Annotated in this window: 19 protein-coding genes, 1 tRNA gene and 1 other RNA gene; 10 read left to right on the top strand and 11 right to left on the bottom strand. The window is 69.3% G+C overall.

Annotated features, from left to right (window positions below):
• Positions 1 to 15: 15 nt before the first annotated feature.
• Entirely contained in the window at positions 16 to 1,002 is a 987-nt protein-coding gene (locus NQV15_RS01135; protein WP_232403062.1) for an alpha/beta hydrolase, read from the bottom strand.
• A gap of 87 nt (positions 1,003 to 1,089) precedes the next feature.
• Between NQV15_RS01135 and NQV15_RS01130 the strand changes: the two genes are divergently transcribed.
• From NQV15_RS01130 to NQV15_RS01120, 3 genes are all read left to right on the top strand, one after another.
• Positions 1,090 to 2,427 carry a threonine/serine exporter family protein gene (locus NQV15_RS01130; RefSeq protein WP_404801322.1) on the top strand — a complete coding sequence of 446 codons (1,338 nt, stop codon included), beginning with the start codon at positions 1,090 to 1,092 and terminating at the stop codon, positions 2,425 to 2,427.
• A gap of 70 nt (positions 2,428 to 2,497) precedes the next feature.
• Positions 2,498 to 3,676 carry an acyl-CoA dehydrogenase family protein gene (locus tag NQV15_RS01125; RefSeq protein WP_232403058.1) on the top strand — a complete coding sequence of 393 codons (1,179 nt, stop codon included), beginning with the start codon at positions 2,498 to 2,500 and terminating at the stop codon, positions 3,674 to 3,676.
• A gap of 1 nt (position 3,677) precedes the next feature.
• Positions 3,678 to 4,820 (top strand): acyl-CoA dehydrogenase family protein, encoded by a 1,143-nt coding sequence (locus NQV15_RS01120; protein ID WP_232403052.1) that lies wholly within the window; start codon positions 3,678 to 3,680, stop codon positions 4,818 to 4,820.
• 105 nt (positions 4,821 to 4,925) lie between these two features.
• Here the strand turns inward: NQV15_RS01120 and ffs are convergent.
• Positions 4,926 to 5,022, bottom strand: an RNA gene (ffs, locus tag NQV15_RS01115) — signal recognition particle sRNA small type.
• Between the two features lie 62 nt (positions 5,023 to 5,084).
• Here ffs and NQV15_RS01110 point away from each other — a divergent pair.
• A tRNA-Ser gene (locus NQV15_RS01110) sits at positions 5,085 to 5,172 on the top strand.
• Positions 5,173 to 5,290: 118 nt separating this feature from the next.
• Here the strand turns inward: NQV15_RS01110 and NQV15_RS01105 are convergent.
• Positions 5,291 to 5,992: an LbetaH domain-containing protein gene (locus tag NQV15_RS01105; RefSeq protein WP_232403047.1), complete on the bottom strand. Its 702-nt coding sequence runs from the start codon at positions 5,990 to 5,992 to the stop codon at positions 5,291 to 5,293.
• Complete coding sequence (locus NQV15_RS01100) at positions 5,989 to 6,960, bottom strand: lysylphosphatidylglycerol synthase domain-containing protein (RefSeq protein WP_232403046.1); 972 nt, start codon at positions 6,958 to 6,960, stop codon at positions 5,989 to 5,991. Before NQV15_RS01100 ends, NQV15_RS01105 begins: the two co-directional genes overlap by 4 nt.
• Before the next feature lie 149 nt (positions 6,961 to 7,109).
• Between NQV15_RS01100 and NQV15_RS01095 the strand changes: the two genes are divergently transcribed.
• Complete coding sequence (locus tag NQV15_RS01095) at positions 7,110 to 8,213, top strand: DegT/DnrJ/EryC1/StrS family aminotransferase (RefSeq protein ID WP_232403044.1); 1,104 nt, start codon at positions 7,110 to 7,112, stop codon at positions 8,211 to 8,213.
• A gap of 23 nt (positions 8,214 to 8,236) precedes the next feature.
• Positions 8,237 to 9,190 (top strand): Gfo/Idh/MocA family protein, encoded by a 954-nt coding sequence (locus tag NQV15_RS01090; RefSeq protein WP_232403042.1) that lies wholly within the window; start codon positions 8,237 to 8,239, stop codon positions 9,188 to 9,190.
• A gap of 76 nt (positions 9,191 to 9,266) precedes the next feature.
• Here NQV15_RS01090 and NQV15_RS01085 read toward each other — a convergent pair whose 3' ends face one another.
• The 4 genes from NQV15_RS01085 to NQV15_RS01070 all read right to left on the bottom strand — a co-directional run bounded on the left by NQV15_RS01085 (position 9,267) and on the right by NQV15_RS01070 (position 13,848).
• Positions 9,267 to 11,282, bottom strand: coding sequence for a DUF7657 domain-containing protein (locus tag NQV15_RS01085; protein WP_257125078.1), 2,016 nt, complete (start codon positions 11,280 to 11,282; stop codon positions 9,267 to 9,269).
• Entirely contained in the window at positions 11,282 to 11,725 is a 444-nt protein-coding gene (locus tag NQV15_RS18095; protein ID WP_306459356.1) for an acyltransferase, read from the bottom strand. Before NQV15_RS18095 ends, NQV15_RS01085 begins: the two co-directional genes overlap by 1 nt.
• A 4-nt stretch (positions 11,726 to 11,729) precedes the next feature.
• Complete coding sequence (locus NQV15_RS01075; RefSeq protein WP_232403038.1) at positions 11,730 to 12,656, bottom strand: NAD-dependent epimerase/dehydratase family protein; 927 nt, start codon at positions 12,654 to 12,656, stop codon at positions 11,730 to 11,732.
• 64 nt (positions 12,657 to 12,720) lie between these two features.
• Positions 12,721 to 13,848 carry a DegT/DnrJ/EryC1/StrS family aminotransferase gene (locus NQV15_RS01070; protein ID WP_232403037.1) on the bottom strand — a complete coding sequence of 376 codons (1,128 nt, stop codon included), beginning with the start codon at positions 13,846 to 13,848 and terminating at the stop codon, positions 12,721 to 12,723.
• 163 nt (positions 13,849 to 14,011) lie between these two features.
• Between NQV15_RS01070 and lhgO the strand changes: the two genes are divergently transcribed.
• Positions 14,012 to 15,205: an L-2-hydroxyglutarate oxidase gene (gene lhgO / locus NQV15_RS01065; protein WP_232403035.1), complete on the top strand. Its 1,194-nt coding sequence runs from the start codon at positions 14,012 to 14,014 to the stop codon at positions 15,203 to 15,205.
• Here lhgO and NQV15_RS01060 read toward each other — a convergent pair.
• Complete coding sequence (locus tag NQV15_RS01060) at positions 15,198 to 16,421, bottom strand: glycosyltransferase family 4 protein (protein WP_232403034.1); 1,224 nt, start codon at positions 16,419 to 16,421, stop codon at positions 15,198 to 15,200. The two genes, lhgO and NQV15_RS01060, sit on opposite strands and share 8 nt — an antisense overlap.
• Positions 16,422 to 16,734: 313 nt before the next feature.
• On the opposite strand from NQV15_RS01060, the gene NQV15_RS01055 reads away from it, so the two are divergent.
• Complete coding sequence (locus tag NQV15_RS01055) at positions 16,735 to 17,532, top strand: siderophore-interacting protein (protein ID WP_232403033.1); 798 nt, start codon at positions 16,735 to 16,737, stop codon at positions 17,530 to 17,532.
• A gap of 9 nt (positions 17,533 to 17,541) precedes the next feature.
• Here NQV15_RS01055 and NQV15_RS01050 read toward each other — a convergent pair whose 3' ends face one another.
• Positions 17,542 to 18,540, bottom strand: coding sequence for a DUF2804 domain-containing protein (locus NQV15_RS01050; protein ID WP_257125077.1), 999 nt, complete (start codon positions 18,538 to 18,540; stop codon positions 17,542 to 17,544).
• Positions 18,541 to 18,628: 88 nt separating this feature from the next.
• On the opposite strand from NQV15_RS01050, the gene NQV15_RS01045 reads away from it, so the two are divergent.
• Both NQV15_RS01045 and NQV15_RS01040 read left to right on the top strand, forming a co-directional pair.
• Positions 18,629 to 20,263 (top strand): FAD-dependent oxidoreductase, encoded by a 1,635-nt coding sequence (locus NQV15_RS01045; protein WP_232403031.1) that lies wholly within the window; start codon positions 18,629 to 18,631, stop codon positions 20,261 to 20,263.
• Positions 20,260 to 20,754 (top strand): hypothetical protein, encoded by a 495-nt coding sequence (locus tag NQV15_RS01040; protein WP_232403030.1) that lies wholly within the window; start codon positions 20,260 to 20,262, stop codon positions 20,752 to 20,754. The genes NQV15_RS01045 and NQV15_RS01040 overlap by 4 nt, the downstream gene beginning before the upstream one ends.
• Here NQV15_RS01040 and NQV15_RS01035 read toward each other — a convergent pair.
• Positions 20,743 to 22,275, bottom strand: a complete 1,533-nt coding sequence (locus tag NQV15_RS01035) for an MFS transporter (RefSeq protein ID WP_232403029.1) — start codon at positions 22,273 to 22,275, stop codon at positions 20,743 to 20,745. The two genes, NQV15_RS01040 and NQV15_RS01035, sit on opposite strands and share 12 nt — an antisense overlap.
• Positions 22,276 to 22,302: the final 27 nt, after the last annotated feature.

Here is a 22,302-nt window from a genome sequence, read left to right as displayed (position 1 = left end):
CAGCGCGCAGCGGAGTCAGGACCCGATCAGGCCGGTGGCCCGCAGCCAGGTGTCGACCACCGCGTAGGCGGCCTCGCGCGGCTCCTTCTTGGAGATGAACACGTCGTGCCGGGCCTTGTCGACCGGCACGACGGTGACCGCGTCGCCGAGGCAGCCGGACCAGCGCGCGATCTGCTTGACGTCCAGCACGACGTCCGCCTCGTCGACATCGGGCGACCAGCTGCGGGCGGGCCGGCTGCGGGTGGAGCGCAGGACCAGCGAGGGCACGCCGATGTCGAGCCCCCGGTGCAGCTGGGCGTGGCCGCGGCGGATGGCCGTGAGCCATCCGTACGAGACCGGGAAGCCGTTGAGCGGCTTGAAGGCGGTGTTGAACTCCCACTCGCCGTGGCCGCTGACGTGCAGGCTCGACCCGTACGCATCGGTGGCCGGCAGGTTGATCATGTCCTTGGGGCGGAACCTGGCGACCGCCGCGATCACCCGCGTCCCGACCGTTCGCATCCATGACTTGCCCTGCAGGTCGAACCACGGGCTGTTGAGCACGACGCCGACGACTCCCGCCCCCTTGGTGCCGCCCGGTCGGCGGTTCATCCGGTCGAGCCACAGCGGGATGATCAGCCCGCCTGTCGAGTGACCCGACATCAGCACCGGCTTGTCGCCGGTCTCGCGCCGGACGATCGCCAGCGCCTCGTCGAGCTCACGGTCGTACATCGCCAGGTCGGACACGTAGTGTCCCGTCTGGCCGGGACGCCGCGAGCGCCCGCACTTGCGCAGGTCCAGGGCGTAGAAGGCGAAGCCGCGCTCGGTGTAGAACCGCGCCATCTCGTCCTGGAAGAAGTAGTCGCTGAACCCGTGGACGTACAGGACGGCCGCGCGCACCGGATCGGGCGGCGTGTGACGCACGAGGGTCGCCTCGATCGTCCCCTCGCCGTCGGGGTCCTCGCCGAGAGCGATGGTGCGCTTCTCGTAGCCGTGACCGAGGTCGTCGGGCGTCCAGTCGCTCATGTTTCTCCTGCGTTGTCGGGCTCTCGGCCACGGGATTGCGTGGCCGCGCCGGGTACCCGTTCGGGTCCGTTCGCCACGGCCACCATGATGGGGGGTGTGACGAGCACGCGCCATACGCACCAGATCCTCGACCTCGCACTGCGGGTCGGCGAGATGCTGCTGTCCAACGGCGCCGGCGCGGCCGACGTCACCGCGACGATGGCCTCGGTGGCACACCACCTGGGACTGCGCCAGGTGATGGAGGACGTCACCTTCACGACCCTCACGCTCAGCTACCAGGCCTCCGCCGACGAGCCTCCGGTGTCGCTGACCCGGCGGGTGACGCACCGCGAGACCGACTTCGACGACCTGACCCGCGTCGACCACCTCGTCGCGGACCTGCTGGCCAACGAGATCGACCTCGAGGAGGCGCGGGCCCGGGTCGCGCGCATCTCCTCCACCGGCCACCAGACCCCGCGCTGGGCGGTCACGGCCGGATGGGGAGGCATCGGCGCCGGCATCGCGCTGCTGATCGGCGGCGGCGTCATCGTGACGGTCATCGCCGCCTTCGCCGCGATGGGGCTGGAGGTGCTGCAGCGCTACCTGTCCCGTCTGCGGCTGCCGTTCTTCTACGCCCAGGTCGCCGGCGGCCTGTTCGCGTCCCTGCTGGCGGTCGGGGTCGGCGCGACCGATCTCGACGTCGACCCGTCGCTGGTCGTCACGGCGAGCATCGTGATGCTGCTGGCCGGCCTCGGCTTCATCGGTGCGATCCAGGACGCGCTGACCGGCTTCTACGTCACGGCCGGAGCCCGCATCCTGGAGGTCATGATGTCGACGGCGGGCGTCATCGTCGGCGTCAGCGGTGGCCTCACGCTGGGCAGCGCGCTGGGGGTGCAGCTCATGGTCGAGCCGGGGGCGGGAGGCCTGTCCCGGCTCCCACTGATGATCACCGGCGCCGCTGTCGGCGCCGCCGCCTTCGCCTTCGCCGGCTACGCCCCGCGCCGCGTCCTCCTGCCGATCGCCGCGATCGCCGGTGCCGCCGCCGCCATCTACCTGGTCCTGGTCGACCACGGGGGCGGGCGGGCCTGGCCGGCCGCCGTCGCGGCGATCTTCATCGGCGTGGTCAGCTACAGCGTCTCGGGATGGGCCCGCGTCCCTCCCCTGGTCATCGTGACCGCCGCGATCGTGCCGCTGCTGCCGGGCGTCTCGATCTACCGCGCGCTGTCGCTGCTCGCCGATGACGACTTCACCGGCATCGTGGCGATGATCACCGCGGCCGCCGTCGCGATCTCGCTGGCCGCCGGGGTGATCCTGGGCGAGTACGTCGCCCAGCCGCTGCGCCGCGAGGCCCGGCGGCTCGAGCAGCGCCTCGCCGGTCCGCGGCTCGTCGGCCCGCTGCGCGCCCGCACCCGAGCTCGCGCGGATCGAAAAAAGAACATGCACTGACGGTGCATCTTGACGTACGAGGGCTAGACTCGCGATGCGCCGCAGGCGCATCCGAGCTGAGGAGCCGCCCATGAAGTTGCAGCTGTCAGAGGAGGACGCCGCGTTCCGCGAGGAGATGCGCACGTTCTTCACGACCCAGATCCCCCAGGACATCCGTGACACGGTCACGGCCCGGCGCGAGCTGAGCAAGGACCAGATCGTCCGGTCCATGCAGGCGATGAACGCCGCCGGCATCGCCGTGCCGAACTGGCCCGTCGAGTGGGGCGGCAAGGACTGGACGCCCCTGCAACGTCACATCTGGCACGAGGAGATGCAGCTGGCCGGCGTCATGCCGCCGCTGGCCTTCAACGCCTCGATGGTCGGCCCGGTCATCGCCGCGTTCGGCTCCCAGGAGCTGAAGGAGCGCTTCCTGCCCAAGACCGCGAACCTGGACATCTGGTGGTCCCAGGGCTTCTCCGAGCCCGATGCAGGCTCCGACCTCGCATCGCTGCGCACCACCGCGGTCCGCGAGGGCGACGAGTACGTCGTCAACGGCCAGAAGACGTGGACGACCCTGGGCCAGTACGGCGACTGGATCTTCACGCTGGTCCGCACCGATCCCACGGTCAAGAAGCAGGCCGGCATCTCCTTCCTGCTGATCGACATGACCTCCCCGGGCCTGACGGTCCGCCCGATCGAGCTGATCGACGGAGGCCACGAGGTCAACGAGGTCTTCTTCGACAACGTGCGCGTCCCGGTCGAGAACCTGGTCGGCGAGGAGAACAAGGGCTGGGACTACGCCAAGTTCCTGCTCGGCAACGAGCGCGTCGGCGTCGCACCGGTCGGCTCGACCAAGCGCACCCTGGCCCAGGCCAAGGAGTACGCCAAGACCGCCGGTGCCGGCGGCACGTCGCTGCTGGACGATCCGCTGCTCGCAGCGCAGATCGCCGAGCTGGAGAACGACCTGCTCGCCCTCGAGCTGACCGCGCTGCGCGTCGTGGCCAACTCCGCCGACGGCAAGCCCCACCCCGCCTCGTCGGTCCTGAAGCTGCAGGGCACCGTCCTGCAGCAGGCCGTCACGGAGCTGTGGGTCGACATCGCCGGGCCGAACGCCCTGGCCACCGGCGCCGGTGAGGGCTCCGACGTCCCCGAGCTCGCCCGCACCGCGACACCCAACTACCTCAACTACCGGAAGGCGTCGATCTACGGCGGCTCCAACGAGGTGCAACGACAGATCATCGCCGGGACGATCCTGGGACTGAGGGGCTGACATGGACTTCACACTCGATTCCGAGCAGATCGCGCTCCGGGACGCCGTCCGCGGTCTCCTGGGCAAGGCCTACGACTCGTCCGAGACCCGCCGACAGGTCACCAAGACCGATCCCGGCTGGGACGAGAAGACCTGGCAGCGCCTGGCCGAGATGGGCGCCCTCGGGCTGCCCTTCGCCGAGGAGGACGGCGGCTTCGGCGCCGGTCCGGTCGAGGTCTCGATCGTCGCCGAGGAGATCGGGCGGGTCATCGCCCCCGAGCCGTACGTCGAGGCAGTCGTCCTCGCCGGCGGGCTCGTCGCCGCGGCCGGCACCGCCGAGCAGCGCGCCGAGATCATCGGGGCGCTCGCCGAGGGCACGCTCGTGCCCGCGTTCGCGCACACCGAACCGGCTGCCCGCTACAGCGAGAAGCCGACCGTGACGGCTGCGGCGTCCGGCGACGGCTGGACGCTCACGGGCGTCAAGGAGCCGGTCCTGGGCGGCGCACGCGCCGACCTGCTGATCGTCAGCGCCGCCGTCGAGGGCGGGACGGGCCTCTTCCTCGTCAAGCCCGACGCCGACGGCCTGACCCGGACGTCGTACGCCACGTTCGACGGCGGCCGCGCGGCGCACATCGCGTTCGCCTCCACCCCGGCGACGCCGCTGGGCGAGCCCGGCGCCGACCAGTCCGCGGCCATCGCCTCGGTCATCGCTGCCGCGCAGATCGCCTACGGCCACGAGGCGCTCGGCGCCATGGCCACGGCCCTGGAGACCACGACGGCCTACCTCAAGACGCGCAAGCAGTTCGGCGTCCCGCTGATGACCTTCCAGGCGCTGACGTTCCGGGCGGCCGACATGTACGTGTCGCTCGAGCTGGCTCGCAGCACCGTCACGTGGGCCACGCTGGTGCTGCTCGACGGCGCCGCCGCCGAGGACGTCATCGAGGCGGCCTCGCGCGCCAAGCTGCAGGTCAGCAAGGCCGGCCGGCACATCGGCCAGGAGGCCATCCAGCTGCACGGCGGCATCGGCATGACCGCGGAGTACAGCGTCGGGCACTACACGAGCCGGCTCACCGCGATCGACCACCTGCTGGGCGACGGACGGCACCACCTGTCGGCGCTGTCGACGTCGCTGGACGATCACGGGGTCGTCGAGCCCCTGCCGTGACGGTGGGCGGTGGCTGAGCCACCTCTCAGACCCGAGGGCGGTGCCTGGGCCACGTATCCGGAGACGGATGCGTGGCCCAGGCACCGCCCCTTGCTGTCTCCGGACGCAAAGGACCCCTCGCGTACCCGACAGAGGTCACTGACCCTTGCTGCCTTCCGGCCCTGGGGGAGTTGGGTGATGTGTCGCCACGCGAGGGGCTGGTCCCCATCATACGTACCCATCCCGGTTGGCCCTACCGGGGGGACGACCGGTAGGGTTCTCGACGGAGGATTCGCATAGTGGCCTAGTGCGCTCGCTTGGAAAGCGGGTTGAGTGAAAGCTCTCAGGGGTTCGAATCCCCTATCCTCCGCCAGAGTCATGTCGCAGGGCATGGAAAGGCTCCCGCACCCGCATCGGCGGGTTCGGGAGCTTTGTGTTTCCAGGGGTCCGCCGCCGCCAGCGCGTCGCAGGCCGGCTCGACTGAACCCCGTTCAGAGGCTCCGGCAGGCCTGCCACGCGCCGAAGGGCTCGGACAGGCCGTCGAGTGCGCCGAGGACCTCGCCGGCGCTCTCACCGGTCGCGTCGTCGCGATAGAGCGCATCGACCTGGTCACACACCTGCGCAGTGAGGCCCATCCGTTCGGACTGGTATCGATTCGACCGGCCGATCCGAGCCGGGTTGCCACGCACCAGGGCCAACGGTGGCACGTCGCGCGTGACGACGGCCCCCATGCCGACCATGACGCCGACGCCGATGACGCGACGCTGGTGAACACAGGCGCCCATGCCCAGATTGGCGCGATCCTGGACCGTCACATGCCCAGCCAGGCGGACACCGGACGCCATGGTGACACCATCGCCCAGCACACAGTCATGGGCCACGTAGATCTGGTTCATGAGGAATCCATCGTCGCCGATGGTCGTGACAGCCTTCCATCCCTGATGAATCTGTGCGTACTCACGAATGACGTTCCGGTGCCCGATGTCGACGCCGCCCCCAGGCACCTCGTCCCAGCTGTCCGGGTGCTCCCACCCACGCACCTCGGGAGGCGCACCGATCGTGACGCCGGAGCCGATCCAGTTGTCGTCACCGAGCGTGACGCGCCCCATGAGCACCGCGAACGGACCGATGGTGTTGCCCGAACCCATCGTGACGTCCGGCCCGATGATGGCCTGAGGATGGATCGAGTTCACTGCGAGGGACCAGATTCGGAGAGGACCGGATCTTCGGTCACGGCAGGTTCGCTCTTCGTGCGTCGCACGATCAGCACGAGCAGGATGGCGCCGCCCGCAGCGACCAGATCCGCGACGGTGAACATCACTCGTGAGACCACGCTCAGTGCGGTGGCCTGCGGGACGGTCACCAGGACGGTCATCGCGCCGATGAGGACGGCCTCGCGCACGCCGACCCCCGACGGCAGGATGAACGCGAACAGACCCGCCGAGAAACCGAGCGACATCGCACCGGTCAGGAGCACCAGGGAACGGATGCTCGGGTCGACCAAGGAGTTGACCAGCAACCACAGGTGGACACCGTAGAAGATGTAGGACGCGATCGACCACGAGAGGGCACGCACCACGGCGCCCGCAGACACGATGTGGTCGAGCGGGGGGCGGCGGAAGATCTTGAGCACCAGATCGGCGATGGCAGTCATGACCCGCGGATGCAGGCAGACCAGCCCTATCGGCAGCAGCGGGAACAGCCACAGCAGCTCACGATGACCACGCAGGACGGTGGGAAGCGCAAGACCGCCCAGCAGGAGTGACGAGACCACGCCGATGCCGGCGACGTACAGGCTCGAGATCAGCACTCGAGGGCGCGAGATGCCGTACTGGCGACCGAGCTCCATCTGCAACAGATAGGACCAGACCGATCCCGGCACGTACTTGCCGAGCTGACCGACCAGCATGACCTGCGCGGCGCGCGGCACCGTGACGCGAGGGCCCAGCCCGTTCAGCAGCGAGATCCAGCTCATCGTGCCGGCCGCCATGCCCAGCATCAACGCGAGGAACGACACGACGACGGAGAGCCACGAGATGGTCGAGATGGCGTCAGAGACCTCGTCCCACTGCGACGCCAGGTAGAGGACGGCGAATGCGACGACCCCCAGCACCAGGAGATAGCGGACGAGGACAACTAGCGTCGACAGGCTCGGTCGCACCGGGGCCACCCCAATACCTCATCTCGTCGTAGGTCTGATTCGTCGCGCCACGCAGAGCACGTCGGACCCGCGGAGGCATCATTGCTAGAGTTCTCAGCGCTCCGCGTTCTGAGCTGAGCCCTTCACCAACACAAGACTAAGCGAGACACATGATACCCATCACCGTTGTTGAGTTCGGCACTGCAGAAGAGGAGCTCGTCCTTCAGGTGCTGCGCTCCGGCAACGTGGCTCAGGGTCCCATGGTCGCTCGCTTCGAGGAAGAATTCGCCTCCCTCGTCGGCACCAAGCACGCTGTCGCTGTCAACAACGGCACCACGGCGCTGGTCGCTGCACTGCAGGTCCTGGATCTCGAGCCGGGCGACGAGGTGCTGACCACTCCGTTCACCTTCGTGGCAACCCTCAACGCGATTCTCGAGGCCGGCGCCACCGCAACGTTCGCCGACATCGACGAGTCCGACTTCAACGTGACCGCCAAGACCCTCAGCGAAGGGCTGACCGAGCGAACCCGAGCGCTGCTCCCCGTGCACCTGTACGGGCAGGCCGCCGACACCGCCCCCATCGCAGCGTTGGCCGAGGAGCACGGACTCGGTCTCATCGAGGACGCCGCGCAGAGCCATGGCGCCACCGTCGACGGCCGTGGAGCCGGCAGCTTCGGCATCGGCACCTTCTCGTTCTACGCGACCAAGAACCTCACGACGGGTGAGGGCGGCATGATCACGACGGACGACGACGACATCGCTGACCGTCTGCGCGTCCTGCGCAACCAGGGCATGCGCGCCCGCTACCAGTACGAAGTTGCCGGACACAACTACCGGCTGACCGACCTGCAGGCAGCGCTCGTGCTCCCCCAGCTCGAGCGCTACCCCTCCGTCATCGCGAGCCGTCAGGCCAACGCCGCCCACCTCACCGCTGGGCTGATGGGGATCGAGGGCATCACGCCCCCGGTCGCAGCGCCCGGGCGTCAGCACGTGTGGCACCAGTACACGATCCGCGTCGACAGCACTGCCGGCATCGACCGTGAAGCCTTCGTCGAAAGGCTGCACGCAGGCGGTGTGGGTGCGGGCATCTACTACCCGAAGCTCGTGTTCGACTACGACTGCTACCGGGGTCGCGAGGACGTGCGGGTGGGCTCCTACCCGGTCGCCGAGCGGATTGTCCGCGAAGTCGTCTCACTCCCGGTCCACCCCCACCTGACGACTGATCAGCTGGACCACATCATTGCGACCGTGGCCGACGCCGCCGCGCGCAGCTGACTCGACCGCCCGGAAGGCACCCCATGACTCGTCTCAGCATCCTTCTCATCGGCGCCGGCAGCATGGGTTCGCTCCATGCCCGCGTCATCTCGCAGTCCCCGCTGACGCGCCTCGCCGCCGTCGTCGACCCCAGCCCCGAGGCGGGCAAGGCCCTCGCCTACAAGCATGACTCGACCTGGCTTCCCGAGCTCGGCGATCTTTCCGGCATCGACGGCGTCGTCATCGCGGCGGCCACGGAGGCGCATCACCGGCTCGCCCTGACGATCCTCGAGGCGGGCGTGCCCGTGCTGGTCGAGAAGCCCCTCGCCGACAGCCTCGCCAAGACCATGGAGATCCTCGCTGTCTCAGCGGACAAGGACGTGCCGGTCATGTGTGGCCTGCTCGAGCGGTTCAACTCCGCCGTCCTGACCGCCAAGGCACTCGTCGACGACCCGCTGTACATCACGAGCACCCGTCATTCTCCGTACGCTCCGCGCATCAAGACCGGCGTGAGCTGGGATCTGCTGGTCCACGATGTCGACCTCGCCTCGGTGTTCCTCGGCGGCGATCCGTCCGCGATCACCGGCCGACTCGGCCACTACCATCCGTCGTCCCTCGACGATGCCGAAGACGTCGTCGAGGCGCTTCTGGAGTACCCCGGTGGGAAGATCGCCCGTGTGTCGGCGAGCCGTATCGGCCAACGGAAGATCCGCGAGATGTCGATCCACGATGCCGACAAGCTCGTGGAGGTCGACCTGCTCCGACGCGATGTGACGGTCTACCGGCACGTCTCCGATCAGCCGGCCGATGCGGAGGGCCGCGGTTACCGTTCCCAGACCGTCATCGAGATCCCCGAGCTGGTGACGGGGACGGAGCCGCTCGTGGCGCAGCTGGAGCACTTCGTCGGACTCATCGAGGGACGGATCGACGCCGACGCCGAGCGCCGCTCCATCCTGCCGGCGCATCGCATCGTCGATGCGATCAAGAACCAGAGCTGAGCGGACTCCCGCCCGCACCACCAACCCGCATGCGCCGCTCGTCCACCCAGGGACGAGCGGCGCACCGCTGTACGGCTCAGGCCGGGTCGCGCTTCGTCACGTCGTAGATCCAGAACTGAAGCTTGCCCTGCTTCACCGTCTCGACCAGACGCAGGCACCGCTGATCCAGTGGGGCCTCGCTGAGGACGTTGGTCACGTGCTTCTGGGCGAAGTCACTGCACGAGTCGAAGTTGACGTGGATCTGGTCCAGGCCCGGGTTGGTCGGGACAGGCTCGCCCTCTCCCCCGTACCAGAGCACGAGAGCCAGCCGGTTCCACAGCTGCTCATAGCGTCCCTCCGGATCGATCTGGCTCCACATCAGGGGCGGCGGCGCGCTCTGGAATCCGGAGTAGCCCGTCAGGCCGGACTCCACCAGGGCGGCACCCGAGTGCATGCCCACGCCGACCCACGTTCCTTCGCGGTCGGGATCCAGCGCCTTGGCCGTCTTGACGATCTTCGTGTCGTTGAGGTCGTAGACCCCCCGGTAGACGGGGTTGACCCACGCCGCGGACACCATCGAGAGCGCCAGGAACACCAGCGCGCCCGCCGTGAACCATCCTCGGGCCAGGAATGCCACGACCAGCACATAGGCCGCGGCGACGAGCACCACGACCGTGGAGGGCGAGTAGGGACTTCCCCCGTCCTTGCCGAGATAGACGAGCAGCGAGATGTTCGCCGCTGCCGCCAGTGCCGCCGAACCGATCACGATGAGCCACGGCACCCGTGTGGTCGCATCGGCGCGACGCAGCTGGTCGACGCGCCATGCTGCGACCACCACGAGCAGCAGGCTGACCAGGCCCAGGCCGAGCCGCATCCGCGTCGGGGTGCTTCGATCCAGGAACAGCAGGTGCGCGAGTGGGTCCCACCCGGGCAGGAACAGGTAGGCCAGGAACAACGTCAGGGCCATCAAGGAGCCGAGCACGACCCAGTCGACCTGCCGCCTGCTCCGCCACCGGTGGACCAACAGCCACAGGAGCACCGGGATGATGAACAGGCCCGGCAGGAAGAACGAGGACGCCTCCGACCGGTTCACCCCGAGCAGGGCGACAGCGTCGTCGTTGAGCCAGTCCTTGGCGGCCACTGCGCCGAAGACCGAGCGCACCGCGTACCAGGACTGCGCTCCGCCCGGCGGCTCCAGGCGCGCGCCCGGGTAGACCGTGCCGGTGAACAGCTCGATGGTCTTCCACCTGGTCGCGGCCCACACGCCCATCACGATGACCGCGACCCCACCAGCGGCGACCAGCGGCCACAGTCGCAGCAGCCGCTGCCTGACCGTGCTGCCCTCGGAGCGTCCGCCCTGCAGCACCGCTCCCACCGCGAAGAAGACCACTGCGAGACCGGCCGGCACGATGAACGGGACATACACTCCCGTGCCGGTCGTGATCACCAGATAGCCGCTCAAGGCTGACAGCACCCACGCCGGCTTGGATCGTGGTCGCTTGAGCAGCCACACCACCGCGGCCATCGTGACCAGCGCCCAGGCGACCGGCCAATAGGTGATCGACAGCGACCACCACTGGAAGAAGGGGGCGAAGAAGAACCCGACCGCCATGGCCATCGAGCCGATGGGGCGTCTGGGCAGCAGCGTGACCATGAACAGGAAGCCGGCCGCGATCATGGAGAACCCCGGCAGCCACCACTTGAAGGCCATGGCCTGGTCGAGGGGCAGCGCGAAGAAGCCCCACAGGTGAGGCCTGAACGCCGTCGACCAGTCCTTGCTGGGCATGTCGTGCTGGACCGTCGAGTCCATGCCGCCCGGGAACGTGCCGTTGGTGCGCGGCAGGCCCTGCTCGACCTGCGAGATCGTCCAGGGGGTCTGCACGAACCACTCGTCGCTACGGATGTCGCGGGAGGCTCCCAGGACCAGGCGTGAGTCGTCGCCCGACGAGAACGCCTTCTGGAACTCGCCGCTCGAGGTGCCCGAGATACCGGCCCCGACGAGCCCCGCGAACAGCAGGAACAGCAGCAACAAAGGGACGAGCACGACCCTGCGGTTGGGCAGGCCGTCGGGCGCGGGCTCGACCATCTGGTCGAACCGCGTGCGGGTGAGCATCAAGTCCGGCGTCCTATCGTGGGATGCGTCGGGTCGTCGAGGTCGACGTCGCCGATCGGCCTGGCGGGGTTGCCTGCCACGACGGTGCGCGCCGGGACATCCTTGGTGACCACGGCACCTGCGCCGATGATGGCCTCGTCGCCGATCGTCACGCCCATCTGGACCACGGCGTTGGCGCCGATGAAGACCCGGTCGCCGATCGTGACGGGCCGCCGGTCGACGACGTCGTGCTGGCGTCCGCTCACGCAGCGCAGCGCACTGGAGTGCGTGTAGATGTGGGCCCCTGCGGAGACATCGCACCCGGCACCGATCGTGAGCCCGCCTGAGCCGTCGACCAGCGCGAAGGCGCCGATCCAGGTGCCCGCACCGATCTGCGGGTCACCAACGATCCAGGCGAGCTGGTGATACGGGTTCTCCGGCAGCCCGGATGCGTTCAGGCCCACGAAATCAGGAGTTCTCGATCAGACGCTTCATGCCCGCGCCGACCTCGATCGTCGGCTCGAAGCCGAGGATCTCGCGAGCGCGCGTGACGTCGGCAGCGCGCCGCGAGACCAGCACGTCGCGCGGGTTGAACTGCGGCTTCACGTCGACGCCGACGGCGTCGATCAGGATCTCGGCGAGCTCGGCGATCGACGTGTCGATGCCCGTGCCGACGTTGATCGGGACGTTCGCCTGCTCGGACTCCAGCGCCATGACGACGGCCCGGGCGATGTCGACGACGTGGATGAAGTCCATCGACTGCTTGCCCTCGCCGTCGATGACAGGCGCCTCGCCGTTCTTGAGCCGGTTCACGAAGTGGTTGATGACCGACGTGTAGTAGGCCGTGACCTTCTGGCCCTCGCCGTAGACGTTGAAGAAGCGCAGCGCGATCCACGACAGGCCGGTCTTGCGCTGGTAGTAGCCCAGCAGGTCCTCACCCGTGCGCTTGCCGATGCAGTACGGCGTCAGCGGGTTGAGCTTGTCGTCCTCGTGCATCGGCAGCTTCTCCGGATCGCCGTACACCGAGGCGCTCGAGGCGAACACGACGCGCTTGACGCCGTGATCGGCTGCGGCGGCGAACACGTTGTGCGCACCGTCCATGTTGACCGACACCGAGCCATAGGGGTCGGCCTGGCTCTTGTTGATCGAGTCGGCGGCCAGGTGGACGACGTACTCGCAGCCGGCCATCGCGGCGTGCACGGCAGCTCCGTACCGCACGTCCTGGTCGATGACCGTGACGCGGCCGGTCGACGTCAGGGCGTTGGCCCGGTCGCGATCACCGCGCACCATGTTGTCGAAGATGACGATCTCGTAGCCCTTGTCCAAGAGCTGGGTGACGACATGGTGGCCGATGAAACCGGCTCCGCCGGTGATGAAGACCTTCTTGGCTGTCACAGGTGATCGTGCTCCTTGCGTGTGCGTGCGTGGAGGCCGCCCTTGTGGACGCCCTGAAGGATGGTCAGAGAGCTGCGAGAGCGTCCGCGAGCGTGTCGATCACGCGGTCGGCCTCGGAGGTGGTCAGGTTGGCGTGCATCGGGATCGCGAGGTGGCGCATGAACAGATCGGCGGACACCTGCAGCTTCTGCCGCCCGCCGTAGACCGGCTGCATGTGCGATGCGTACGTCCCGAAGTTGCACTGGATGCCGTGCGCCTTGAGATAGGTCGCGACGGCACCGCGGTCGACGCCCTCGTCGAGCGTCACGACGTAGGACTGCCAAGGGTGCTCGCGGTCGTCCAGCGCGACGGGGGCCGTCACGCGCTCCATCTCGGCCAGGCGAGCCCCGTAGTGCGCTGCGGTGGCGCGACGGTTCGCGAGGAGCTGGGGAAGCCGGTCGAGCTGGACCTGCATGATCGCCGCGGCGACATCGGACAGGCGGTAGTTGAACCCCGCCTCGTCGAAGCTCGGCAACGGCAGGTCTGTGCTGCCCTCGCGAGTGATCGCCGGGAGGATGCCGTAGGTGTGCAGCTTGCGGGCCCGCTGGGCCAGCGCCGGATCGTCGGTCGTCAGCGCGCCGCCCTCGCCGGCCGTGATGCCCTTGCGCCCGTGGAAGCTGAACGTCGCCACATCGGCGAGGCTGCCTGCGGGCCGGCCCTGGTAGGAGGCACCGGCCGAGCAGGCCGCGTCCTCCATGAGCCACAGGCCGTGGCGGTCGGCGATCTGACGCAGCTCCGTGTAGTCGGCAGGCTGACCGAAGACATCGACGGCCAGGATGCCGACGGTGCGGGGCGTGATGAGCGCCTCGACAGCGGCCGGGTCGATGCTCCAGATGTCAGGGCGGATGTCGGCGAACACCGGAGTCGCGCCCGTCCACATGACGGAGTGACCCGTGGCCGGGAAGGTGTAGTCGCCGACGATGACCTCGTCGCCGGCGCCGGCTCCCAGGACCGTCAGACCAAGGTGCAGCGCCGCCCCGCAGTTGCTGGTCGCCAGAGCGTGCTGGGTACCGGCAACAGCCGCGAACCGCTCCTCGAACGCATTGCACGTGGGTCCGGCTCCCGAGAGCCAGCCGGAGGCGAAGACGGCCTCGATCGCCTTCAGCTCCTCGGCGCCTACGGTGGGCTGGCCAAGTGCTACGGTGTCGGACACGTTCAAGCCTCGTTCGATCGACAGTTTTGTTCGGTAGCGCCCTCAGGCGCCGGAGCACAGTCTAGCGTGCTTCCCTCCCGTCGAAGCCTTCGCCGATCCGTGCGCAGCGCCACGAAAACTCGAACCGGTTGCATCGTTCACGCGTCGAAGGACAGGTACGCCCATGACAGTTTCCCGCAGGGTCGTCGTCGTCGGCGGAGGCATCGTCGGTCTCGCCGCCGCCCATGAGCTGACGCTTCGTGGCCACCAGGTCACCGTGCTCGAAAAGACCGAGCAGTGGGCCTCGCACCAGACCGGTCACAACTCGGGCGTCATCCACGCGGGTCCCTACTACAAGCCTGGTTCGCTGAAGGCCACGATGTGCCTGGCCGGCAACCGGTCCATGACCCGGTTCGCGCAGGAGCACGGCATCGCCCACGACATCTGCGGCAAGCTCATCGTTGCGACGTCCGCGGACCAGATCCCTCGCCTCCAGAGGCTGATGTCGTTCGCCGAGGCCAACGGAACCCCGGCCCGGATGGTGTCCGCCTCCGAGGCCAGGGAGTACGAGCCGCACGTCCGAGCCGTTCAGGCGATGCGCGTCGAGTCCACGGGCATCATCGACTACACCGCCGTCAGCGTGAAGCTGGCCGAGCTGGCCGAGCTCGGCGGCGCAGAGCTCGTGCTCGGCGCCGAGGTCACCGCCATCTCCCAACGCGCCGAGGGCATCACGGTCGAGCACACGAAGGGACGTGTCGAGGCCGATCTGCTGGTCAACTGTGCCGGCCTGCACAGCGACCGCGTCGCAGCTCTGGCCGGGCTCGATCCCGAGGTACGGATCATTCCGTTCCGCGGCGAGTACTACGAGCTCACGGCCGAGCGTTCCTCGCTGGTCAACGGACTGATCTACCCCGTGCCTGACCCCGACCTCCCGTTCCTGGGCGTCCACCTGACCCGCATGATCGACGGCACCGTGCACGCCGGGCCGAATGCGGTGCTCGCGCTCGCCCGCGAGGGCTACTCGTGGCGCGACCGATCGTGGCGCGACACGAGGGAGTCGGTGCTCTATCCCGGCTTCGCGAGGCTTGCCGCCCACAACCTCCGCACGGGCACGCAGGAGGTGCTGCGCTCGTTCTCCCGACGCCGGTTCGCTGCGAGCCTGGCCGAGCTCGTCCCGGAGATCACCAAGGACGACATCGTGCGCTCAGGCTCGGGTGTCCGGGCCCAGGCCGTCCGGCGCGACGGAAGCCTGGCCGATGACTTCATCATCCAGAAGGCGCCCCACCAGGTACACGTGCTGAACGCGCCGTCACCGGCCGCCACGAGCGCGCTGGAGATCGCGAAGCACATCGCCCAGGCGGCCGAGTCGGTCAGCTGACGGGGGCCTCGATCCCAGCCATCTCGCCGAGCACCTCGAGGTGGCGGGCAGCGACGGCGTCGATCGTGAAGTGCCCTGCGATGAGCCCGCGCGCGTTGTCCGACACCTTCGCGCGGGCGGCAGCGGGATCGCTCAACACCGCGATGAGCGTGGCGGCCAGGGCAGCTGGATCAGCCTTGGGATCGGACCGGCTGACGGGCGGCGTCTGGAAGATGTGGACGCCATCGACCAGGTGCAGGCCGATGAAGTTCTCGGTCTCGACCCGCGCGACGACCGGGGTGCCGACGGCCAGTGCCTCGAGGCTCGCCGTGCCGAAGCCCTCGCCCTCGAGCTCGTGGACCTCGACGTCCGCAGCCGCGAGGTAGTCGGGGATCGACCGCTGCGGCTGGGCACCCACGGTGATGATGCTCGAGCGCACCCCCAGCTCCTCGGCGATCTCCAGGAACTCCTCGTGGTAGAGGCCGCCCACGACGACGACCGCGAGATCGGGGACCGCGCGCAGGATCTCCGGGAGGGCCCGAGCAAGAGCGATCCGGCTGCGTTGAGGAATGACGTGCCCCACCGAGACGATCGTGGGACGGTCTCCCAGTCCCAGCTCTTCGCGGACGACCGATCGCTGACCGCCCTCCATCGTCGTTGGATCAATCCCGACCGGGATCGCGACGGTGTCACTGTGCGCCCCCCGGTAGCGGGCGCGAACGTAGGCGTCCATCAACCGGTCCATGATGACCAGACGCGGCTTGTGCAGCTTCATCATCGGCCAGACCAACATCCGATCGGCCAATGCGTAGATCAATGAGTTGAACCGGCTCAGGGGGCTTTCCAGCCGGGTGTGGATGCTGAGCAGGGTCGGCACGCCGCGACGGCGCGCCCACCATCCGGAGAGCCAGGTGAGGTCGAAGAACTGTCCGTGCTGGTGGATCACGTCGGGCTGGAAGTCATCCAGGAGGCCGAAAACCTGTCGGCGCACGCCCGGGGACAGGGTGAACCCGATGTCGAAGTTGGCGGCGAACCGCGACTTCGGGAGCGTCCATGCCGGGACACGAACGATGCGCAGGCCCTCGGAGACTTCTTCCCGCAACGCGTCCTGGTAGGTCGCGGTGATGACGAGCACCTCATGACCCGCGGCGGCGTAGCGGCGGGCCAGGTGATCGGACAGGTGCGAGGACCCCCCTGGACGAGGGGGATAGAAGTTGTTGACGACGGCGATGCGCATCGGACTCCAGCTGATGGGAAGCGAAGTTTGCTCGTGAAGGCTATCGCTCATCGCGCGCGGGCTCCGGCACTGCACGGGGAACGTGTCAGATTCGTCACGACCGCGCACCACCAGGCGTCGGCAGGGCGCGCGACCGGGACGCTGCGCTGCGGCAGTACGGTGGAGCTCTCGGACCGGCCTCCCAGCCCGCCCTGTGCGTCAACGGCCGCCTGCTGCGCTGTCGCCGCCCCTTGCCGGTTCGCGACATGGCACACTTCCCGCGCCGAGACCGCATCCGCCTGACCGCCGCCATCATCGGCACCGAGGAGATCCCATGGCCGCCACCAGCCTCACCGCGACCCGCACGGAGTGGATCACGCCGCGCCTGCGGCGATTGTGGTTCCACTCCGACGACCTGTCGGCGTTCGTCGGCAGCGACCACACCGACCGCTACGTCAAGCTGGTCTTCCCGAAGCCGGGCGTCGAGCTGCCCGAGCCGCTGGACCTGCGGGCCCTGCGTGGCCAGCTGCCGGCCGAGGACATGCCGGCGGTGCGGACGTACACGGCGTTGTTCCCCGATGTCGAGGCCGGCACGGTGGCGATCGACTTCGTGATCCACGGCGACGAAGGGGTCGCCGGCCGGTGGGCCGCTGCGGCACAGCCCGGTGAGCAGCTGCTGGTGACCGGGCCGGGCGGCGCCTACCGTCCCGATCCGTCCGCGGACTGGCACCTGCTCGTCGGCGACGAGTCGGCCATCCCGGCGATCACGGCTGCCCTCACGGTCCTGGCCGAGCTGCCGGACGCCGTCCCGGTACGGGTCGTCGCGCTGGTCGACGACGCAGCCCACGAGCCCGTCCTGCCCCTGCCGCCGGGCGCCGAGGTCACCTGGGTCCACCGGTCAGCCGGCGGCGGGGACGCTGCCCTGGAGGAGGCAGTCCGCGCCGTGGAGTGGCTGCCGGGACGCGTCCAGGCCTTCGTGCACGGCGAGGCCTCGCAGGTCATGCACGGCATCCGGCCCTACCTGCTGCGCGAGCGTCGTCTCCCCCGCCACCAGGTGTCGGTCTCGGGGTACTGGCGCCACGGGCGGACCGAGGAGGGTTTCCGCGCCTGGAAGTCCCAGCAGCCTCGCTGAGACCGCTGCTCACCAGCGGTTGTGGACGTCCTCGACCCAGCCGGTGATCCCGTCGAGCCGCACCTTCACCTCGGGGGTGCTGAACGAGCCGGACCAGTGACCGAAGCACTGGTCCGTGCGTGAGGACAGCACGCCGAGGCGGGTCGACGAGCGCTTGACGTGGAACGGGGTGAACACCGCGTCCAGCCCTCCGCCGTGGATGCGCCACGGATGGGTGCTCTCGGCCAGGTCGTACTCCCAGGTGAGCTCGTGGCTGATCTTGTGCAGCCGGCCGCCGACCAGCATCGCGTTCTCGGTCGACCCGGTGCCGTCGGTCCACTGCCCACCGACCTGGACGCCGATGACCTGCCCGTCGACGATCCCGGAGCCCGCGCCCCAGTTCCAGGCGATGTCATAGGGCCATCGCCCTCGTCCGTGGTCGAGCACCGCCCACGACTCCCCCGCCGGCACGTCGACCGTCCGGTCACCGATCGTGATGGTGCCCGAGGCGGGCCGGCACACGTCCTTGACGGTGTACTGGAAGCGCTTGTCGCTCCACGGCACGACGACGGCCAGGCACTCGTGGCCGGGAGGCCGCGCGGCCAGGACGTCCACGGAGGCGCCGGGGATCCGCGCCCGCAGGCGGGTGCCGCCGGGCACCTCGTCGACGTCGATCGTCAGGTGCTTGGCCCGGGACCGGGCCGAGCCGTCCCCCAGCACCGGCGGCAGCTCGGCAGAACCACCCAGGACGCCGGTGGCCGTGCGGTGCACCGCCTGTCCGCTGTCGCGGTCGAACACCCAGACCTCGTGCACCGCGGCGTAGTCCAGCGACGACACCGTCAGCGCCACGATGTGGGTGGGGGTCATGACGTTCCAGTACTCCCACCGCTTGTTGCGGCCCCACGAGCGCCGCCCGTCGATGCCGGAGGTGTCGATCATCGGCCGCCTGGCCCAGCCCACGGACGCCCGGTTCAGCGATCCGTCCGGCCAGGTCAACGACATCGGCTCGGTCAGCTCGGGCTCGTTCACGAGTGGCTCCTTCGGTGCGGTGACGGCCACCAACCTAGCGGCGTCGGCGACCGCCGCGATGAACCGTGACACCACTACTGTGATGGTCATGTCGACCTTTGACGCCGACGTCGTCGTGATCGGCAGCGGATTCGGCGGCGCGACCACCGCACTGCGCCTGACCGAGGCGGGTCACCGGGTGATCGTCCTGGAGCGGGGCAAGCGGCTCAGTGACGACGACCTGCTGCGGGCTCGCAAGGATCCGCGGGCCTATCTGTGGCAGCCGCATGCGGGCATGCGCGGATTCTTCTGGCAGCGGATCTTCAAGGACGTCGGCATCATCGGGGCCAGCGGAGTCGGCGGCGGCTCGATCGTGTGGGCCGGGGTGCTGCTGGAACCGGACGACGCCTTCTACCGCGATCCGGTGTGGGCCCACCTGGCCGACTGGCGCAGCGAGCTGGCACCGCACTTCGAGCGTGCCGCCCGCATGCTCGGCCGGGTGACCAACCAGCACCTGGGACCGATGGACGATCACCTGCTCGCCGCGGCGCGGGCGGTCGGCGCGGAGAAGACCTTCGCGCCGGTGCCGGTCGCGATCCACTTCGGCCGCGAGGGCGTCACGGAGCCCGATCCGTTCTTCGGCGGCGAGGGACCGGCGCGCACCGGCTGCCGCCTGTGCGGCGAGTGCCTGCTCGGCTGCCCGTACGGGGCCAAGAACCAGCTGACCCGCAACTACCTGCACCTGGCCGAGCGCTACGGCGCCGAGATCCGGGCCGAGCACGACGTCACGGCCATCACGCCGCTGCCCGGCGGCGGGTACGAGCTGACTGTCCGGCACCCCTGGCGGCGCGGAGTCGCCCAGCCGTCGGTGCGGGCACGCCGGGTCGTCCTGGCCGGTGGTGTGCTGGGCAGCCTCGAGCTGCTGTTCCGTTGCCGTGACGAGCTGGGCACGCTCCCCCACGTGTCGCCGGAGCTGGGCCGGCACGTGCGCACCAACAGCGAGGCCCTGACGGCGATCCAGCAGCCGCCGGGCCAGGACCTGTCGCACGGCCCCACGATCACCAGCGACTTCCACCCCGACGCCGACACCCACATCACCCAGAACCGGTACATCGGTGGATGGCACATGCGCTTCCAGATCGGCCCGATCGTGGACGGCCACCGGCCCGGCCGCCGCGCCGCCCGGACCCTCCTGGAGCTGTTGCGCCGCCCGCTGCGGCAGATCAAGGCGATGACCGCCAAGGACTTCGAGCGCCGCCTGACGGTGCTGACCGTGATGCAGAAGCTCGACAACGAGCTGACCTTCGAGCACCGGCGCTCGCCCTTCCGGCCGTGGCGGCGGGTCCTGCGGTCGCGCTCCGTCGCGGGCCGCGAGGCGCCCAGCTTCCTGCCGGTCGCCAACGAGGTCACGCGCGCCTACGCCGAGGCCTCCGGCGGGGACGCCTTCAACCTGCTCGGCGAGACCCTGGGCGGGCTGTCGGTCACGGCCCACATCCTGGGCGGCGCCGTGATGGGACGTCATGCCGGCGAGGGCGTCGTCGACGCCGATCACGAGGTGTTCGGGCACCCCGGTCTCTACATCGCCGACGCCAGCACCATCCCGGTCAACCTGGGCGTCAACCCGTCGCTGACCATCACGGCGATGGCCGAGCGGTTCGCCGCGGGTTTCCCAGCCGCCTCGCCGGAGCGGGAACGGCGCGAGCCGATCGACGCGGTCCCGGCCGGGACGGCAGGACCGTCATGAGCATCCACGACCACCGCCTCTCCGAGCTCCGCCGCCGCTGGGCCACGCTGCCCGCGCCGCGTCTGGACGACCTGACCGGCGTCTTCGAGGCGTCGTACGTCGGGGCCCTGCTGCGGGCGGTCGCCCCCCGCGGGCTGGGCCTGATCGGGCTGCCCCGCTGGTTCGGCAAGCGGTTCGAGCCGTCGCCGGGCGATCCGGGGACGCTGTCGGGCATCAACCTGCTCCGCACGGACGCCGCTGCCCTGCGGCCGACCCTGCCGATGAGCGCCCGCATCGCGCCGTCGCTCGCGGACGGGGACCCGGCGCTCGTGGTCTCCTACCCGGCGGACGCGCCGCGACCCTGGCGCTGGGTGCGCGATGAGTTCCGCCCCTGGGACGACACGACCCTGCTGGGCATGACCTTCGTCGAGGTGCCCGGCCTGCGTCGCCTGCCGGGCACCCCCTTCGTCCTGCAACGGGCCGACGAACACCCGGTCGTCTCAGCCGACTGAGAGCGTCTCCTCGACGATGGTCTCGACGTCGTGGTGCTTGGGCTCGCGCACCGCGATCATCACCAGCGCAGCGATGACGATGCACAGGCCCGCCGCGACGACCAGGCCGATGTGCACGCCGCTGATGAAGCCGTCGTTGATCGAGGGGATGCCGTCGAACACCACCCCGGCGGCACCGGCCTCCGCGGCACTGTCGGGCAGCCCTGCCGCCAGTGCCGCCGGCGCGACCTTCGTCGCGACGATCGCCGAGAGCACCGCGGTGCCGATCGCGCCGCCGATCTGGATGCACGTGGTCTGGAAGCCGCTGGCGACGCCGGCCAGGTGCACCGGTGCACCACCGACGATCAGGTCGGCGCCCGAGGGGATCGCGAAGCCGGAGCCGAAGGCGATGATGACGAAGGGGATCGCCATCCACCAGTAGGACGTCGAGGCGTCCACCTGGGTCAGCAGCGCCAGGCCGATCGCCATCAGCGTCAGACCGCCCGCAGCCACCTTGCGGGGGCCGATCTTGGCGGTCAGCAAGGCGCCGATCGGCGCGGACGGAATCGAGAACGCGCTCATCGGCAGCATCATCAGCCCGGCGCGGGTCGTGGAGTGGCCCAGCGTGTTCATCAGGAACAGGGTGATCAGGAACGTCACGCCCAAGATGGCGAAGAAGTTCGCGACGAACACCAGTCCGCCCACGCTGACGCCCGCGGAGCGGAACAGCGCCAGCGGCAGGAGCGGGAACTGCACCCGGCTCTCGACCCGCAGGAAGATCGCGAACAGGACCAGGGCGGCCACGAAAAGCCCGATCGTCCGGCCGCTGCCCCAGCCCCACACCTGTGCCTGGACGACGGCGAACACCACGCCGAACAGCACCAGGCCGAGCAGGATGATCCCGGCCAGGTCGATCCGGCCCTCGGTGACCTTGGGGGTCTCGGTGATCGCCCACGCGCCGAAGACGAGGCCGATGATCGCGATCGGGACGTTGATGTAGAACACCCACTCCCAACCGAGGTGCTCCACCAGCACACCGCTGACCAGCGGACCGCCGGCGATGGAGACCGACGAGATGCCGCCCCAGATGCCGACGGCCATGCCGAACTTCTCGCGCGAGAACGTCGCCCGCAGCAGCGAGATCGTCTGCGGCATCAGCATCGCGGCGCTGAGTCCCTGGAGGGCGCGGAAGACCAGGACGCCCTCGATGCTGCCGACCAGGCCGATCGCGACGCTGGCGACTGCGAAGATCGCGACGCCGATCAGGTACAGACGCTTGCGGCCGAACCGGTCACCGATCTTGCCGCCGGGGATCAGGAAGACCGCCAGGGCCAGCAGGTAGGAGTTGATGACCCACTGCAGCTCGCCGAAGGTCGCGCCGAGATCGGTCTGGATCGCGGGATTGGCGATGTGGACGACGGTCGAGTCGAGCCCGACCATGAACAGGCCGAAACAGACGGCTGCCAGGGTGAGGCCGGGCCGACCAGCGGGGGGAGCTGCTGAGTCGTCGGCGAGGGGGTTTCGGGGGGCGGCGGAAGCCACGCGCATCCTCTTTCGCTAGATTATGGT

The sequence above is a fragment of the Aeromicrobium wangtongii genome (genome assembly GCF_024584515.1).
GTDB lineage: Bacteria > Actinomycetota > Actinomycetes > Propionibacteriales > Nocardioidaceae > Aeromicrobium > Aeromicrobium wangtongii.
The sequence above is the reverse complement of the archived record's forward strand: the minus strand, read 5'-3'. Positions and strand labels throughout refer to the sequence as shown.